Source organism: Mixta theicola, from assembly GCF_002895925.1.
Classification (GTDB): Bacteria; Pseudomonadota; Gammaproteobacteria; order Enterobacterales; family Enterobacteriaceae; genus Mixta; species Mixta theicola.
Genome location: NZ_NWUO01000001.1, coordinates 269,067 through 284,554, shown reverse-complemented (window position 1 = coordinate 284,554; position 15,488 = coordinate 269,067). Strand labels below are relative to the sequence as shown.

The window sequence follows — 15,488 nt, the reverse complement described above, 5'->3', positions numbered from 1 at the left end:
CCAGGAAAAGAAAACGGTAAATATCACTAATAAATTTAATTATATATAATTAATTCTTTATTTAAATTTAGTTGAATAAATTCTATTGATGCTAATTGAATTATTGAGTTATTTACTTTTTTTGTTATATTCGTTCCGATAACGGATACAGGTATATTATGGACGAAGAAAAACGCACGGATGCTGCGGCGGAACGGGTTAACGGCTTTAAAAACGAAGCCGGACGCTATTATTTTCCCGCAGGCCCACAAAATTTAGTATTAAAAAAACGATGAATGCAGAGCTTAGCGATCGCCTGGAGCATAAAAAATGCGCCTAATACCTTGCGATGCGGTTAAAGAACACTTCATTAATGGAAATTTTGGCCATCTGGATGGCTGGTATCATACTGGAACGGTATATGTTTAATTCATTACTCCCTATCTCTCGCCGCCATGCGCTGATATTTTGTTTGGTCCTTTCGCTATTTGAGTTGTTAACCTATATCGGTAGTGATGTTGTTATGCCCGGTATGTTATCTGTTATCGCCGATTTACATGCCGAACCTCATTATGTCCCATGGTCGCTAAATGCCTATCTGCTTGGCGGCGTGGCTTTTCAGTGGTTAATTGGTCCATTGTCTGACCGGTTCGGGCGGCGCCCTTTATTGCTGGCCGGGTGCGCCCTCTATACTTTTTCCTGTCTGGTCACGCCCTGGGTGAGTGATATTAACCTGTTTACCATGCTACGTTTTATTCAGGGGGTTGGGCTGGGTTTCGTTGTCACCGTTAGCTATCCCGCCCTGCAGGAGGGGTTTAACGAATCGAATGCCATACGTTTAATCGCTATTTTTTCCAATATAGCTCTGCTGTCACCGTTATTTGGGCCGCTGGTGGGCAGCTTTCTTCTTTCATTTATCTCCTGGCGCGTACTTTTTATTATTATCGCTGCACTTGCAGCGTTGAGCTGGTTAGGGTTGCTATTGTTTATGCCAGAAACCATCGGCGTAACGCGTAAGGATGGCAGTAAAATAGAGCCTCAGCCGCTCCATGCGGGGGATATTTTCCGCGTCTACCGCGATTTGTTAAAGAACAGACGTTTTATGTCTGGCAGTACTGCGCTTGGCCTGGCCGGACTTCCGTTGATGACCTGGATAGCGCTTTCTCCTTTGCTGCTGGTTCACAATCTGGGTATGAGCATGCTGGAGTATGCTTTGTGGCAATTACCTATATTTGGTTCGTTGATCGCAGGCAATATTGTACTGAATCATATTGCCGAACGAATTAAAATAGAACGTATTTTAACGAATTCTTTATTCCCTGTTTTTGCTGGCTTAGCCTCAGCTCTTGTTATGACCTTATTTTTTGAAAATATCATTGCGCTGGTTGTCGGAATGGCGATCTATTCCTTTGGTCTGGGGATCTGTAACGCAACGCTATACCGGCTTACGCTATTTTCCAGCGAAGACGGTAAAGGGGCAGTATCCGCCATGATGGGGATGGTATCGGTCTCTATATTTGGGCTGGGTGGTGCGTTGCTGGCCGCGCTGGGCGCTGGCAACAGCCTTAGCGCCTATATTATTTCCGTTTTCCTCCCAGGGATAATCGCCGTGTTGCTGATTGTTTATATTTTCAGAGACCGGGATGTAGACGAAGCGGAGGTGGCAAGCTATTCAGATTGAACATGGACGGACATTTTTATTAAGGATGAATTAAATGACAGTTATTTCTGGTGTTGATGCGCTGTGCGCAATTGAGCACCCTTATCAAACAGGTGCAAATGTGGATCAACTGTTTGATACCGCGATGCGTGAAATAGTGGCCTGGCATGTAGTGAATACACCGGGCTATTCGCAATGGCTTGCTCATCACGGTATTAAACCGGACGTGTCGAATATCACTACGTGGTCGCAATTACCGCCGGTTTTTGCTAATTATTTCAAAAAAAACCTGCTGCTGAGCCAGTCCGGCCAGGCTGCGCTGGAGCTTACTTCCTCCGGCACTACCGGCCAGAAAAGCCGCATGCGTTATGATGAGCGAAGCATATCTGCGGCCCAGGGGATGGTCGATCGGATATTTCGTTACTATGGGTGGGAGAATACTGATAAGCCGTGCAATTATCTTCTGCTGAGTTACGAACCTGCTGATGTTATTACCCTCGGCACCTCCTATACCGATCAGTTTCTGTGCAAATATGCGCCGGTCAAACGTGCGGTTTATGCATTACGACATACCGGCAAAGGCCATGAGTTCGACCTTTTCGGCGTTATTCGTGCCTTACAGGAATTTGCTGAAGAAGGTGCACCGGTTCGTATTTTCGGCTTCCCTGCATTTATGTGGTTCGTGCTCGAGCGGATGCGCGAAATGCAGTTACCGCCGCTAAAATTACATTCCGATTCGTTGGTTTTTTTTGGCGGCGGCTGGAAAACCCACGCTGACAAGGAAATTCCTAAGTCTGAGTTATATGCTCGCCTCACCGGGCAACTTGGAATATGGGATAGCCGCTGCCGTGATGGATATGGTGCCGTGGAACATTGCGTACCTTACGTTGAGTGCAGCCATCATCGTTTTCATCTTCCGGTTTATGCCAGAGCGTGGATACGCGACACCCGTACCTTTGAGGTAAGGGATTACGGTCAGCGCGGTTTTCTCCAGTTTGTTTCTCCCTATATTACTTCCTGTCCGGCCCACAGCATTGTGATGAGCGACCTTGCGGTACTCCATTGTGCAGATGAATGTGAATGCGAACTGCAAACTGACTGGTTTGAACTGCTGGGACGCGCAAGTAATCATCAGGCGCGTAGCTGTGCGCTGGCAGCCTCTGAGCTGATTCAGGAGAAATAATATGTATCTTATCCAGGGAAATTTTTATACAGCATTATCGTCAGAGCAGGTTATCACCCTGTTGACGGACAGGCTGAGCGACACACTGAGCCAGCCACTTCCAACCGAAACTTTATTATCCTGCGCTGGCCGCTTTGTCAGGCGGTTACAGAACGCCACTTTTTTACCTGAACTGGATGAGGTGGCAAGGGCGGAAATTCGCCGTTTTTGTCAGCCAGCGACCCTGCGCAGCAAGCTCGAACATGAGCTGGGTGACAACCCATTTTCACTGCGACGCCCTGACTTTAAGGCGCCTCACTTTGAAAGCTGGCGTCCGCTGGGCGTCGTGGTTCATATCACGCCAGCCAATGCAGAATTGCTTCCCTTTTTCGCTGTGCTTGAAAGCTTGCTGGTCGGCAATATTAACTGGCTGCGCCCAAGTTCCAGCGAGCAGGGACTGACGATTAAACTGCTGGAAGCGTTCATCCGTTGCGATAACACGGGGAAACTGGCGGAGTTTATCGCAGTTGTTCCCGTTGCCACCCATGATCTTGCTCTGTTGCTGCATCACGCCGATGGTGTTTCTGCCTGGGGAGGCGATGCCGCCCTCGACGCCATCCGTCGCCAGTTACCGGCAGGCTGCCGTTGGATCCCCTGGGGACATAAAATCAGTTTTGCCTGGTTAATTGTGGATGCCATCGATGCTTCAGCCCTGGATGCCCTGGCTGATGAGGTGTGTCGCTTCGATCAGCAGGCCTGTTCCAGCCCGCAAATTGTTTTTGTTGATACTGAGAACAAGGCGACGTTACAGCATATTGGCGCTCAGCTGGCGCAGGCGATGCAAAATCGACAGTCGCGATGGCCATCGCTGATGCCTGATGAAAAAGCGGCCGCTGATATTACCACCATGCTCGCGTTCTCACAGATGGATGTTATTTTTGCCGGTGCCGGGAATGAATTCTGGACGGGCGAGGGATGGCGCATCATCCTGCAGCAGACGACGGCAATCGAGCCTTCGCCACTATACCGGACCATTTTGCTGCGTCCTTTGCCGCGACAGAAATTGATGTCGACGTTACGTGCCTGGCGAACCCATATGCAAACCTGCGGTCTGGTTGCCCCTGAACGGGATATTGCGTCTCTCAGCCAGCTATTGCTGGCGGCTGGCGTGAGCCGGGTCACCACCCTGGCCAGTATGCATGAAAGCTATAGTGGCGCACCGCATGATGGTGTGTATGCGTTGAGTCAGCTCGCCCGCCGGGTTTCAGTAACGCTGGATGCAAATGTGCTGCCACGCCAGGCCACGCTTGATCTTAATCCGCCACCGCCGGTGCTGCCTGCACGTCAGCCAATAATGGACCGGGCCGCATTTCTTGATGGTTCCATGCAGCCCGGCGCCCAAATATTCTTCCGCAGCGGGGGAAGTAGCGGCGTGCCGAAACTCGCCGGTTTTACCTACCGCGATTATCACCTGCAGATGCAGGCCGCCGCAGATGGGTTATTCGCCGCAGGTCTGGATCCTGCCAGCGACAGAGCGCTTAATCTGATGTATGCCGGCAATCTCTATGGCGGCTTACTGAGCTTTTTCACCGTGCTCGAAAAAATGGGCGTTACGCATTATCCCATGGGCGGACCTCACGATGACGACTATAGCGAAATTGCCCAGGCTATTGTGAGTCAGAGGATCGATACTCTTGTCGGTATGCCAAGTACGCTGTACCAGCTGTTTAAGCGAGAAGAGACATTGCTGCGTAACTACGGCGGCATCCGGAAACTGATGCTGGGCGGCGAGCATATGGGAATCTCCCAGCGCGAATATATCGCCGGTTTTGGTGTAAAAACGATACGTTCTGCGTTGTATGGCTCCGTTGATGCGGGCCCTCTGGGGCACGCCTGCAGTGCGAGTCCCGAAGGCGTTTTCCATCTGATGGCTGATATTCAGTGGCTGGAAATTGTCGATCCCGAATGCGATCGCCCCGTCGCACCTGGTGATGCAGGTCGTCTGCTGTTTACCTCAACGGCGCGGGAAGGCCAGAATATTATGCGCTATGACATCGGCGATATGGGGCGTTGGGTTGAAGGGCAATGTCTCTGCGCTGCCCCCAGCCCCCGCTTCGAACTGTTAGGGCGCCACGGCAGCCTGGTGCGTATTGGCTCGATGTTTATTCAGCCACAGCGGCTGGCGACGCTCGCCGCTGTGGCCGTGCAGATAATTCTTGAGTATCATCCTGAGAGCGGCCTGGAGCGCATCCGGTTGCTGGCGGAGGGAGATGCCGGTCAGGTAAAACAGAGAGTAAGTGCCGATCCGGAACTGGCAGTAACGCTGGAGGGCGGGTTACTGGAATTACAGGTAATCAGTCTGCCATTTGCGCAATTTGAACGGCATCCGCAAAGCGGTAAAACCCCGCTGCTGATTGATAAACGTCATTAAGTAAGCGGCCAGCGTACCCGTTAATCAATGACGGATTTATGTAAATTATAGGGATATTTGAACATGACAAAGCCAACGGTCAATCATGACTTTGCGTCCGGGTTTTCCCGTCCGAAAGATGCCGACACCCCATCCAGTCTGGAACAACTGGTTAATATTGCCCGCCGCTGCTCGCCCTGGTATGCGCAGCATTTCCGTCATCTGGCGATGACGGGCTGGAAAATTACCGATCTGCCAATAATTAATCCTGACAAATATTGGGAGGGAGGTTGTGGCCTGAAAAACTGGCCCGTGCTTACCGGGCCGGTGAGCGACGGTATCGTATTTAAAACCGGCGGGACTACCGGCGCAGGTAAATTATCTGTTTATACCCTTAATGAGTGGCGTAATTTTGTCACCAGCTTTGGCCGCAGCCTTGCCAGCCAGCTGCAGCCGGGAGCAAGGGTCGCTAATTTATTTTTTGCCGGCGATCTCTACGCCAGCTTTTTATTTATTCATGGCGCACTTTCACATATGGAAAAACCGGTGTGCGAATACCCGTTCACCGGCTCCGTGGCGACACAAGCGCTTACGGAACAGATAGCGATGCACGGCATCACGGTGCTGGCCGGTGTTCCGGCAACGTTGCTGCGTTATGCATCGGAACTGGCAGAACAGAACCTTCAGCTACCGGCCATCTCAACCATTCTTTATGGCAGCGAAAGTCTTTTCGCCGAACAGCTCAGGCAGCTGGCAACCGTATTCCCGAATGCCCGCGTGGCTTCCATTGGCTGTGCCAGCGTTGATGCCGGGCTGATTGGCGCCAGCACGCCTGATTGCCTGCCGGGAGAACACCGGGTGTTTGAACCTGAGACGATTATCGAGATCGTTGATGAGGTAACGGGAGAACCTGTCGATGAGGTTGATTATACAGGAAGGCTGGTCGTCACCAATCTGACGCGTACGCTCATGCCGCTGATTCGTTATCCGACAGGCGATGCGGCAGCCTGGCGTGAGCCGCCGGGAAGCCCAAACCGTAAGTTTGTTTTGCAGGGACGCAGTAGCCTTGGTCATCGTTTGCGGGTGGGGTATGCCTCACTTTTTCCTGATGAAATTGACACGCTTATTGGTGAAAAGGTCGGTAACTGCCACTGGCAAATCGTGATAGAGCATAGTAACAGCTGCGATCACCTTACTTTGCGTATCGCTTTTGCCGGTAATCAGGCGCTTGCCGATAGCGTGCTGATGACATTAGCGGAAAAAGATCACGCCATTGAGGAATTGATGGCGGCAGGGCAGTTACGTCTGCAGGTTGAGTGGTGCGGGCAGGCTGAGCTTATCCTCAACTCCCGAACGGGAAAACTGCAACGCGTAATCGATAAACGTGATTATCGCATTCAGGTCGGGGCTTAAAGATGGTCGTCAGGGATTTTAAGGCGGGCGATGCGCAAAACATTAGCATGCTGTTTCGAGTCATTTATGGCGAGCGTTATGTCTACCCGGATGTCTATCAGCCCAACATGATTTGCCAGCGTAATACCCAGGGAGAGTGGTATAGCGCGGTCGCCGAGCTGGGTGGCGTTATCGTAGGCCATGCTGCGTTATTGCTCCATCCGGGAAAGGGAAAAATGGCGGAGCTGGCCATGTGCGTGGTTGATCCCGCGATCAGACATCGCGGCGTGGCGACCGCTTTAGGCAAATATTTATGCAAGGTGGCGCATACACTTGGGCTGGATACGCTGACCATAAAGATAGTGTCCAGTCATCCATACACGCAGCGGCTGGCTAAGGCGCTGGGTTTTTATTCAACAGCGCTTCTCAGGGACTATGTGCCGACGCCATTTGAGCAAGCAGGGAGGGAGAGCGTCATTCTGGGCGTATTGCCGTTAAAGCCACGTCCTATTCCACTCAATTTGCTTGATTATCGCCATAATGGCTGGATTGCTTTGTTGGCTGAAAAATTCGGCGCGGCGCGACTACCCGCCGCTGGGGCGACGGTGATTCCGGCCGTAGAGTTTACTGCCAGCGGTGGGCGTCTGGATGTTACGCTGAATAATATGACGTTAAAAATCCTTAAGGAGATAGAAAGACAACCATTCAATGAGCTGATTCACTTACGTGCGCGTATTGATGTGGCTTTCCTGTCATTACTCCCCTGGTTATACCGAGCGGGTTATAAGGATATGGGATTAGCCCCCGCGGAAGAGGGACAATGGTTCTGGTTGTTACAGCGGGGCTACAATCCGCGACAGCTTAAGCTGCATTGCCCCATAGCCAATGTCCTGCAGGGCAATAGCCGGTAATTCTCAGAGCTGAACCGCACGGTAATTCTGTACAGGCGTTGGCAGAGGGAGTGGGGGCAATGGAGCAGCAAACGCCGTTAAGCGGTTAATTTTCCTGGCCATATAATTAAAAATCAATGAATTATCGCTCTTCATTGCATGCCCTCCATCCCCTCTGCTGGCCGCCTGCGGAACCGTCAATAATATAGCGGGAAAGATGTTCGGTTTTAGTTGATGTTATCGTGAAAAGGACGAGCTTAATCCCGTCCCGTTCAGACTTAACTGGCTTTTTCTTTCCCTGCTACCGAATAGGTCACCTGCTGATTGCGCGTCTGCATAAATTCTTCCAGCGATACGCCGCGCATGGCGGCATAAATATCCAGATTCGAGCCGCTAATAACCGCACCCAGCTTTTCCAGCAGGAAAAAACTGGCGCCATATTGAATCAGTTTGCGCCAGTCACGATCGCGCACCATTGCGCACTCTTGCTCGGTCAGTTTGGCTTCAGCAAACATCGCCTCCTGCTCGCGACGAAAACGCTCGCGCGGGCCGGGCTGAATAAGCTGATGTAAAAAACGATTTAAACGTAACGCCTCAAGGCTACGCGCCTGAGTAAACGGATATGAACCGCTCAGCTTCTCAATCCCTGCCAGCTGGCTTGCCATCTTCTCCTGATGACGCGTTATCGTATTAACCGGCAAGGTTCCTGACTGATTCTCCAGAATCAAGGTCGCGATCCCGGTCATTGACGGCAAATAGTAAGCCTGATGTTTATTCACCACATTAGCCGACAGCGCGCCGCGCATCACCAGCCACATGATCTCTTCGGTGCCTTCTACGCCGCTGAGTTCGGCATATTCGGCAATGGTCATCTCCGTCAGTTTTTCCGGATCGTTGACGAGCAAATCCATAAACTGCCGATCCCATTCAACGTTATTAAAGCCGCAGCGTTCGCCGTGGACCTGGTGCGATAAGCCGCCGGTCGCCACAATCGCCACGTTAATATCTTCAGGGTAACTTTCTATGGCGCGACGCAGCGCCTGGCCCAGTTTGTAGCAGCGACGCGCCGATGGAATAGGGAATTGCAACACACCGACCTGCAACGGAATTACTTTGGTCGGCCAGTCCGGTTTAAACGGCAGCAGTGCTGAAAGCGGCGAGAATAAACCGTGATCGAGCGGCTTATCCATAAAAAATGACATGTCGAACTCATCGCTCATCAGGCTGGTGCCAATATGGCGCGACAGCACAGCATCGCCTTTTACCGGTGGCAGATCGCGCGCACCGCCGCCCTCATCTGCCACGTGATATTGATGGTCGATACCGAGCGAAAACGCCGAATAGTGATCGAAGAAAAATGAGGTTACATGGTCGTTGAAGATATAGACCAGCGCGTCAGGTTTTTTCTCGGCAAGCCACTGCTGCATTGGCGCAAAACTGTCAAAAATCGGCTCCCAGGGACCTTCTTTCTGCTTATCGTGATCGACGGCAAAGCCGATGGTTGGGGTATGAGAAACGGCCAGGCCGCCAATAATCTTCGCCATAACGGTTACTCCACTTATCGGTTATTTAATGTTTGCGACAGTGCCGGAATTTCACCCAGTCCTGCGCCTTTTATTTTCATAGTCAGTTGGATGTTGCGATGTAAAACAATGCTGATCGCGGCAAGCAGCGCGGGCAGGGCCAGAATAAAATAGATGGCGGACTGGCCTGGAAAAACCCCCATTAACAGGCCACCCAGTGATGAGCTCAGGATGGCGCCGATGCGACCAATCCCGTGCATCCAGCTCACGCCAGTGGCGCGAATCTCTGTCGGGTAGTAGGCGGGCGAGTAAACCTGGAGGCCGTTTTGCGCGCCGTTAATGCACATGCCGGTGATAAAAATAATAACGCCCAGTGCCACGCCGCTCAGGCCAAACAGACCCTGCGTAATCAGACAGACGCAGCCGATAAAATAGACCACGGCAATGACCCATTTGGCGCGCAGCTTATCCATCAGCGCGCCGACAATAACGCCACCCAGCGGACCGCCCAGCTGGAACAATCCGGCGATAATGGCGGCCTGCTCCAGCGAAATGCCGCCCGAGCGCATAATGGTTGGCAGCCAGCCGTTCAGCAGGTAAATCACGAACAGCCCCATAAAATAGGTCAGCCAGAGGATGATGGTGCCGCGTGCAAAGCCATGACGAAACAGCTCCGTAATGGTGCTGTTGCGTTTTACGCCGGGAGAATTAAGGATGAAGGCGCTGTCACTGGCAAATTTCCCACCCATACGATTCAGCAGCGCGGCTATCTGCGCGCGCGGCGCCTTGCGTACCACCAGATTGAGCGCCGATTCCGGTAACAGCCAGACAATAACCGGCAACATTAACAGCGGCAGCGCACCGCCAAAAATCAGCACTGCGGGCCAGTGATAATGGGCCAGCAACCCGGCGGCAATAAATCCGCCCAGTCCCGAACCAATATTGAAGCCGCTAAACATTAAGGTGATCATGATGCCTTTCCGGCGCTCAGGCATATATTCAGAGAGTAGCGTCACGCAGTTCGGCATAACCGCGCCCAGCCCTAATCCGGCAGTGAAGCGCAGCAGCGCCATCTGCGTGGGCGTAGCGGCAAATGCGCAGGCGAGGCTGAACGCTGAGAACATCATTACCGACAATAAAATGACCCGCTTGCGGCCGTAACGATCGGACATCGGCCCGGCGATCAGTGCCCCCAGCGCCACGCCAAACATTGCCGCACCAAGAATTGGCCCCATCGCTGAGCGGCTGATATGCCAGTGTTCAATCAGCGCCGGGGCAATAAAGCCCATCACGGCGGCGTCGTAGCCGTCAAACATAATAATAATCAGACACAGCACCAGTACGCGCCACTGAAAGGACGAAATGGGCCGCGCATCAATCCACGCTTTCACATTGACCAGGTTATTTGCAGTCATCGGGTACGCTCTCTTGTGTGCTACATACGGCAGCTATCGTTGTGGTGAGAGAAAGGTAACAATCGAGTAACACGTTAAGCGGGGTGAGCAGCTGTGTCTGTCAAAAAAGGCTTTTAGAGGTATGAGTTAGCTTTATAATGTGATGCGTTTAACATAGCCAGAAGGCGTTGTAAAGTGCGCCAGAGTGCAGGGAGAGCCAGTCCTGACGCTAAATACGTTAAGTTACACTATGAATTTCGTTTAGGCGATGTCAGCCAGCGTCTCATTGATACAGCTTAACAACGCTTTTGCCGCAGGCGAGTGCAGCGCGCCCTGACGGAACGTTAACCCAATTTCACGGCGCGTATCCGGCAGATTAAGCCTCAGTGGCGTAAGAATTTTGGCACGTAATTCATATTCAAGCTGATGCGAAGAGACGGCCGCCACCATATCTGAATGAAGCAGCAGCCCACGCACTATCGCCAGATCGCCACTCTCCACTACCGGCTGCGGCGCGGGCATGCCCAGGGCCTTAAATGCGCGATCTAATAAATGGCGCGCAGGGGTGCTGTCACGCGGCAGGATCCACTGCGTCAGCGCCAAATCGTCCGGGGTGAGCGGGCGCTCAGCCAGCGGATGCTGCGGCCGCGCCAGTAAAATAAGCTCCTCATCGAACAAAACCTGATTATGAATATCCGGCACGGCATCATTCTGACGCAGTGCGCCGAGAATGAAATCAATATCACCAGCGCGCAGTTCCGTCACCAGCGCGCTAAAAGCGCTCTCATTGGTTACCACTTTGATACCGGGATGGCGCGTCACCAGCTGAGCAATCGCCAGAGGCAACAAACTGCTACGGCACAGCGGCAGTGCGCCCACGTGCACGATGCCGGTTAGCACACCTTGCTGTGCCGCGAGATCTTCAGGTATGTGACGGATCTCATTCAGTGCGCGACTAATAAAAGGCGCTATTTCGCGCCCGGCGGGCGTAGGCATCATGCCTTTTGGCGTGCGCTGAAACAGCGTTAACCCTGCGCCTTTTTCCAGTACTTTTAACGCCGCGCTGACGGCGGGTTGGCTGATACCGAGCGAAGTGGCCACGCTTTGGGTGTGGTGAAGCCGATACAGTGCCAGGAAAATTTGCAGGCGCCGCAGGTTAAATAGCCAGATCGGCTCTGCCTCTTCGCGCCCGCCGTCGCGCTGTTTTAGTTTGCTGAGCAGCGATGGGATCCGATGCAGCTCCTGAATGGCGCGTATGGCGCGCGGCAGAACACATTTCCCCATTTCCGTCAGCATCATGCCGCTCGCGTGGCGCTCGAACAGCGGCGTGGCTAAAGTGTGCTCAAGATCACGGATTGAGCGGGTAATAGCCGACTGGGTACGAAACAATTTATTCGCGGCTTCCGATACGGTGCCGCGTTCAGCAATCATGCAAAATGCACGTATTTGCATGATTTTTAACTGGTATTCTTCAGCTTCTTTTTTCATTTTTACCGTAGAGCGTATGAGGTCTGAATCACAACATAAATAAAAGTCATAACTCACGCAATGAAAGGCATTATCCGTGCGTTGCACGGCATGTCAGGATGAAAAAAACAGCAAAATGCAGGATGACATGATGGAAAAGATGCTAAAAAAGAGTGCCTTAGTGGTCAGTGCACACTCCGCTGATTTTGTCTGGCGTGCGGGCGGCGCGATTGCGTTGCATGCCGCACGGGGTTACGACGTGCATGTGGTATGCCTTTCCTATGGCGAACGCGGCGAATCAGCCAGGCTGTGGCGCAAAGGTAACATGACTGAAACCATCGTGAAGCAGCACCGTCAGGAAGAAGCCGAAGCGGCGGCAAAAATCCTTGGGGCCAGCATTGAGTTTTTTGATCTTGGCGATTATCCGCTACGCGCAGATAAAGAGACGTTGTTCCGTCTTGCTGACGTGTTCCGCAAAGTACAGCCGCACTTCGTCCTGACCCATTCGGTCAACGATCCCTATAACTACGATCATCCGCTGGCCGCTAACCTGGCTCAGGAAGCGCGCATCATCGCGCAGGCCGAGGGCTATCGTCCGGGTGAAACCATTATCGGTGCGCCGCCAGTCTATTGTTTTGAGCCACACCAGCCGGAACAGTGTCACTGGAAGCCGGACGTCCTGCTGGATATTACGTCGGTATGGGAACAGAAATACGCGGCGATACAGTGCATGGCGGGGCAGGAGCACCTGTGGGAATACTATACGCGCGTCGCCCTGCAGCGCGGGGTACAGGCCAAGCGCAACGTGGGGATTGCCTCGCCTAAAGTTATCAGCCACGGCGAAGGTTATCAGAGCCTGTTCCCACGCGTGACGGAGGATTTGTCATGAGTCTGGTCAATAAAAAAGGCGTAGTAGTGCGACATATTGAGCGCGCCGACGCGGGTTTAATTACGCGTTTTGCGCGCTACGGCGTGGCGACAACGCATGAAGCACAGGGACGTACGGGCCTGCTGGATGCGCGCGTGCGCCCGGTGCAGCAAAATCGCGCCATTGCCGGCAGCGCCGTCACCGTACTGGTATCGCCCGGTGATAACTGGATGTTTCACGTGGCGGTAGAGCAGTGTCAGCCAGGCGATGTTTTGCTGGTGACCCCCACTTCTGATTGCCATGACGGCTTTTTTGGCGACCTGCTGGCAACCTCATTAAAAGCGCGCGGTGTGGTGGCCCTGGTAGGCGACATCGGTATCCGTGACAGCCAGACGCTGCGTGATATGAATTTTCCGGTCTGGTCGCGGGCCGTGTATGCGCAGGGGACGGTAAAAGAGACGCTGGGCTCGGTAAATGTGCCGGTGATCTGTGCCGGACAGCTGGTTAATCCGGGCGATATTGTGGTGGCCGATGATGATGGCGTGGTCATTGTGCCCCGCGAGCAGGCTGTGGCGGTTGATGCTGCCGCGCAAAAACGCGTCGATGCTGAAGAAGGTAAACGTCAGCGGCTCGCAGCCGGAGAGCTGGGGCTGGATATTTATCAGATGCGGCCAACCCTGGCTGAAAAAGGGCTGCGCTATGTGGATACCCTTAATGAACTGAAGAATGCCTGATCATGAAACAGACCTTTCTTCCTTGCGTACTGATGCGCGGCGGCACCTCTAAAGCCGCCTGCTTTCTGGCAGCCGATCTGCCTGAAGATAACGCCACGCGCGATCGCGTGCTGCTGGCGGTGATGGGTTCGCCCGATGCGCGTCAGATTGACGGGATTGGTGGGGCGGACCCGCTGACCAGTAAAGTCGCGATTATTTCGCCATCAGCGCGTTCGGACGCGGATGTTGATTACCTGTTCGCGCAGGTTAACGTCAATAAAGCCGTGGTGGATTACGGACAAAATTGCGGCAACATTCTGGCCGCAGTGGGCCCCTTTGCCATTGAGAAAGGCCTGGTGAAAGCGCAGGGCGCCGTCACGCGGGTGCGCATTTTTATGGTGAACACCGGGCAGATCGCCGAAGCGCAAATCGCCACGCCTGATGGTGCCGTAGAGTATGAGGGCGACACGCAGATTGATGGCGTACCGGGCTTTGCCGCTGAGCAGGTGCTCAGTTTTCAGGATATTGCCGGTTCCAGCTGTGGCGCATTACTGCCGACGGGCAACGCGCGCGACAGTTTCGATGGGATTGACGTTACCTGTATCGATAATGGTATGCCAGTGGTGCTGATACGTGCAGCCGATCTGCAGCGCAGCGGGCTGGAAACGCGTGAGCAGCTGGATAATGACGACGCGTTGAAAGCGCGGCTGGAGTCCATCCGCTTACAGGCTGGCCCACTGATGAATCTTGGCGATGTGGCGCAGCGCACCGTGCCGAAAATGACGCTGATTGCCGCCCCGACCCAGGGCGGCACCCTTACCACTCGCACCTTTATTCCTCATCGCTGTCATGCATCGATTGGCGTGCTGGGCGCGGTTAGCGTGGCGACGGCCTGTCTGATCCCCGGCTCTGTTACGGAAGGGCTGGCAAGCGTCAGCGATGACGGCGAGCAGCGGCTGGCGGTGGAACATCCTACCGGCGAATTTAGCGTAATGTTGACGCGAGATGCGGCGGGCAACGTGATCAACAGCGGACTGATTCGCACCGCACGTTTGCTGTTTGAGGGACGTGTAGCCATTCCGGGTTCACTGTGGTCAGGCAACTAAGGAGAGCAAAATGACATGCATTGCGATTATAGGTTTTGGCGAAGCTGGACAAATTTATGCGCAGGATTTAGCGAGTGCGGCGGAGGTGCGCGTTTGGGATAAAAAGTTTCTTAACCTGCAAGCCGAACATTTGCACGGGCTGGCGGTGCAGGCTGGCGTGCGGCCCGCCAGTTCGCTGGCTGATGCGCTGGACGGCGCGCATTTAGTGTTATCACTGGTCACCGCAGGTAACGCGCTCGACGTAGCAGAGCAGGCTGCGCCGCTGCTGCGTACCGGCCAGCTTTTCCTCGACTTTAATTCCGTCGCACCTGAAACCAAGCGTGCTGCGGCAAAAGCCGTAGCCGCCGGTGCCGGGGATTATCTGGACGTTGCGGTAATGGCGCCGGTAGCGCCAAAACGGCTGGGTACGTCGCTGCTGATGGGGGGGCTGGCAGCCAGCCACGCCGCAGAGACATTAAGCGCGCTGGGCTGTAACGCTCGCGCTGCCAGTGAGCGCATTGGCGATGTGTCGGCAATAAAGATGTGCCGCAGCGTGATGATCAAAGGGCTGGAAGCGTTAACCACCGAATGTCTCAGCGCAGCGCGGCAATATGGAGTGGAAGAGGCTGTTTTGGCCTCGCTGCATGCCAGTTTTCCATCGCTGGGATGGGACGATCAACTGCCGCATTATCTTATTAGCCGTGTTGCCGAGCATGGCGTCAGACGCGCCGAAGAGATGGGCGAAGTGGTGAAAACCTTGCAGGATGTCGGTGTGGCAGCGGCCATGAGTTATGCGACGCAGCAGGTGCAGGCTGGGTTACCGGCAAGAATAGCGGAGCAGGGCATGCGCTATAGCGATCTGACGCCGTTCGTCTGGCAGGATACGCTGGACCGGTTGCGGTAAGCGATATAGGGTTGAACGCAGGTGAGTCGTTGAGGAATTAG

The 15,488-nt window shown here is 53.6% G+C and carries 12 protein-coding genes; 9 read left to right on the top strand and 3 right to left on the bottom strand.

The genetic code is table 11. The features are described from left to right. Positions 1 to 352 precede the first annotated feature (352 nt). The 5 genes from COO59_RS01395 (at position 353) to COO59_RS01375 (ending at position 7,514) form a co-directional block, all read left to right on the top strand. Positions 353 to 1,660, top strand: a complete 1,308-nt coding sequence (locus COO59_RS01395; RefSeq protein ID WP_240614063.1) for an MFS transporter — start codon at positions 353 to 355, stop codon at positions 1,658 to 1,660. Between the two features lie 34 nt (positions 1,661 to 1,694). Beyond that, a complete protein-coding gene (locus tag COO59_RS01390; RefSeq protein ID WP_103058043.1) occupies positions 1,695 to 2,822 on the top strand; it encodes a LuxE/PaaK family acyltransferase in 1,128 nt (375 codons plus the stop codon). 1 nt (position 2,823) lies between these two features. After that, positions 2,824 to 5,232 (top strand): acyl-CoA reductase, encoded by a 2,409-nt coding sequence (locus COO59_RS01385; RefSeq protein WP_103058042.1) that lies wholly within the window; start codon positions 2,824 to 2,826, stop codon positions 5,230 to 5,232. Positions 5,233 to 5,295: 63 nt separating this feature from the next. After that, complete coding sequence (locus tag COO59_RS01380; RefSeq protein WP_103058041.1) at positions 5,296 to 6,624, top strand: phenylacetate--CoA ligase family protein; 1,329 nt, start codon at positions 5,296 to 5,298, stop codon at positions 6,622 to 6,624. A 2-nt stretch (positions 6,625 to 6,626) separates the two neighbouring features. Continuing rightward, complete coding sequence (locus COO59_RS01375) at positions 6,627 to 7,514, top strand: GNAT family N-acetyltransferase (protein ID WP_103058040.1); 888 nt, start codon at positions 6,627 to 6,629, stop codon at positions 7,512 to 7,514. A 257-nt stretch (positions 7,515 to 7,771) separates the two neighbouring features. On the opposite strand, the gene COO59_RS01370 is transcribed toward COO59_RS01375, so the two are convergent. From COO59_RS01370 to COO59_RS01360, 3 genes are all read right to left on the bottom strand, one after another. Further along, positions 7,772 to 9,037 carry a gallate dioxygenase gene (locus COO59_RS01370; protein ID WP_103058039.1) on the bottom strand — a complete coding sequence of 422 codons (1,266 nt, stop codon included), beginning with the start codon at positions 9,035 to 9,037 and terminating at the stop codon, positions 7,772 to 7,774. 14 nt (positions 9,038 to 9,051) lie between these two features. Next, positions 9,052 to 10,431, bottom strand: coding sequence for an MFS transporter (locus COO59_RS01365; protein WP_103058038.1), 1,380 nt, complete (start codon positions 10,429 to 10,431; stop codon positions 9,052 to 9,054). A gap of 240 nt (positions 10,432 to 10,671) precedes the next feature. Then, complete coding sequence (locus tag COO59_RS01360; protein WP_103058037.1) at positions 10,672 to 11,898, bottom strand: LysR family transcriptional regulator; 1,227 nt, start codon at positions 11,896 to 11,898, stop codon at positions 10,672 to 10,674. 130 nt (positions 11,899 to 12,028) lie between these two features. Here COO59_RS01360 and galB point away from each other — a divergent pair, with 130 nt between their 5' ends. From galB to COO59_RS01340, 4 genes are read left to right on the top strand one after another with little or no spacing between them, the layout of a single operon-like run. Beyond that, complete coding sequence (galB, locus tag COO59_RS01355; RefSeq protein ID WP_103058260.1) at positions 12,029 to 12,766, top strand: 4-oxalmesaconate hydratase; 738 nt, start codon at positions 12,029 to 12,031, stop codon at positions 12,764 to 12,766. Beyond that, complete coding sequence (locus COO59_RS01350) at positions 12,763 to 13,479, top strand: 4-carboxy-4-hydroxy-2-oxoadipate aldolase/oxaloacetate decarboxylase (protein ID WP_103058036.1); 717 nt, start codon at positions 12,763 to 12,765, stop codon at positions 13,477 to 13,479. The genes galB and COO59_RS01350 overlap by 4 nt, the downstream gene beginning before the upstream one ends. Before the next feature lie 2 nt (positions 13,480 to 13,481). After that, positions 13,482 to 14,564, top strand: coding sequence for a 4-oxalomesaconate tautomerase (locus COO59_RS01345; RefSeq protein ID WP_103058035.1), 1,083 nt, complete (start codon positions 13,482 to 13,484; stop codon positions 14,562 to 14,564). Positions 14,565 to 14,574: 10 nt separating this feature from the next. Further along, positions 14,575 to 15,447, top strand: coding sequence for a DUF1932 domain-containing protein (locus tag COO59_RS01340; protein ID WP_103058034.1), 873 nt, complete (start codon positions 14,575 to 14,577; stop codon positions 15,445 to 15,447). The last annotated feature ends 41 nt before the right edge of the window (positions 15,448 to 15,488 follow it).

Coding starts and splice junctions, on each gene's coding strand:
- COO59_RS01365 (WP_103058038.1), bottom strand. CDS start 10,431: ATGACTGCAAATAACCTGGTCAATGTGAAAGCGTGGATTGATGCGCGG.
- COO59_RS01395 (WP_240614063.1), top strand. CDS start 353: ATGGAAATTTTGGCCATCTGGATGGCTGGTATCATACTGGAACGGTAT.
- COO59_RS01385 (WP_103058042.1), top strand. CDS start 2,824: ATGTATCTTATCCAGGGAAATTTTTATACAGCATTATCGTCAGAGCAG.
- COO59_RS01375 (WP_103058040.1), top strand. CDS start 6,627: ATGGTCGTCAGGGATTTTAAGGCGGGCGATGCGCAAAACATTAGCATG.
- COO59_RS01380 (WP_103058041.1), top strand. CDS start 5,296: ATGACAAAGCCAACGGTCAATCATGACTTTGCGTCCGGGTTTTCCCGT.
- COO59_RS01350 (WP_103058036.1), top strand. CDS start 12,763: ATGAGTCTGGTCAATAAAAAAGGCGTAGTAGTGCGACATATTGAGCGC.
- COO59_RS01390 (WP_103058043.1), top strand. CDS start 1,695: ATGACAGTTATTTCTGGTGTTGATGCGCTGTGCGCAATTGAGCACCCT.
- COO59_RS01360 (WP_103058037.1), bottom strand. CDS start 11,898: ATGAAAAAAGAAGCTGAAGAATACCAGTTAAAAATCATGCAAATACGT.
- COO59_RS01345 (WP_103058035.1), top strand. CDS start 13,482: ATGAAACAGACCTTTCTTCCTTGCGTACTGATGCGCGGCGGCACCTCT.
- COO59_RS01340 (WP_103058034.1), top strand. CDS start 14,575: ATGACATGCATTGCGATTATAGGTTTTGGCGAAGCTGGACAAATTTAT.
- COO59_RS01370 (WP_103058039.1), bottom strand. CDS start 9,037: ATGGCGAAGATTATTGGCGGCCTGGCCGTTTCTCATACCCCAACCATC.
- galB (WP_103058260.1), top strand. CDS start 12,029: ATGGAAAAGATGCTAAAAAAGAGTGCCTTAGTGGTCAGTGCACACTCC.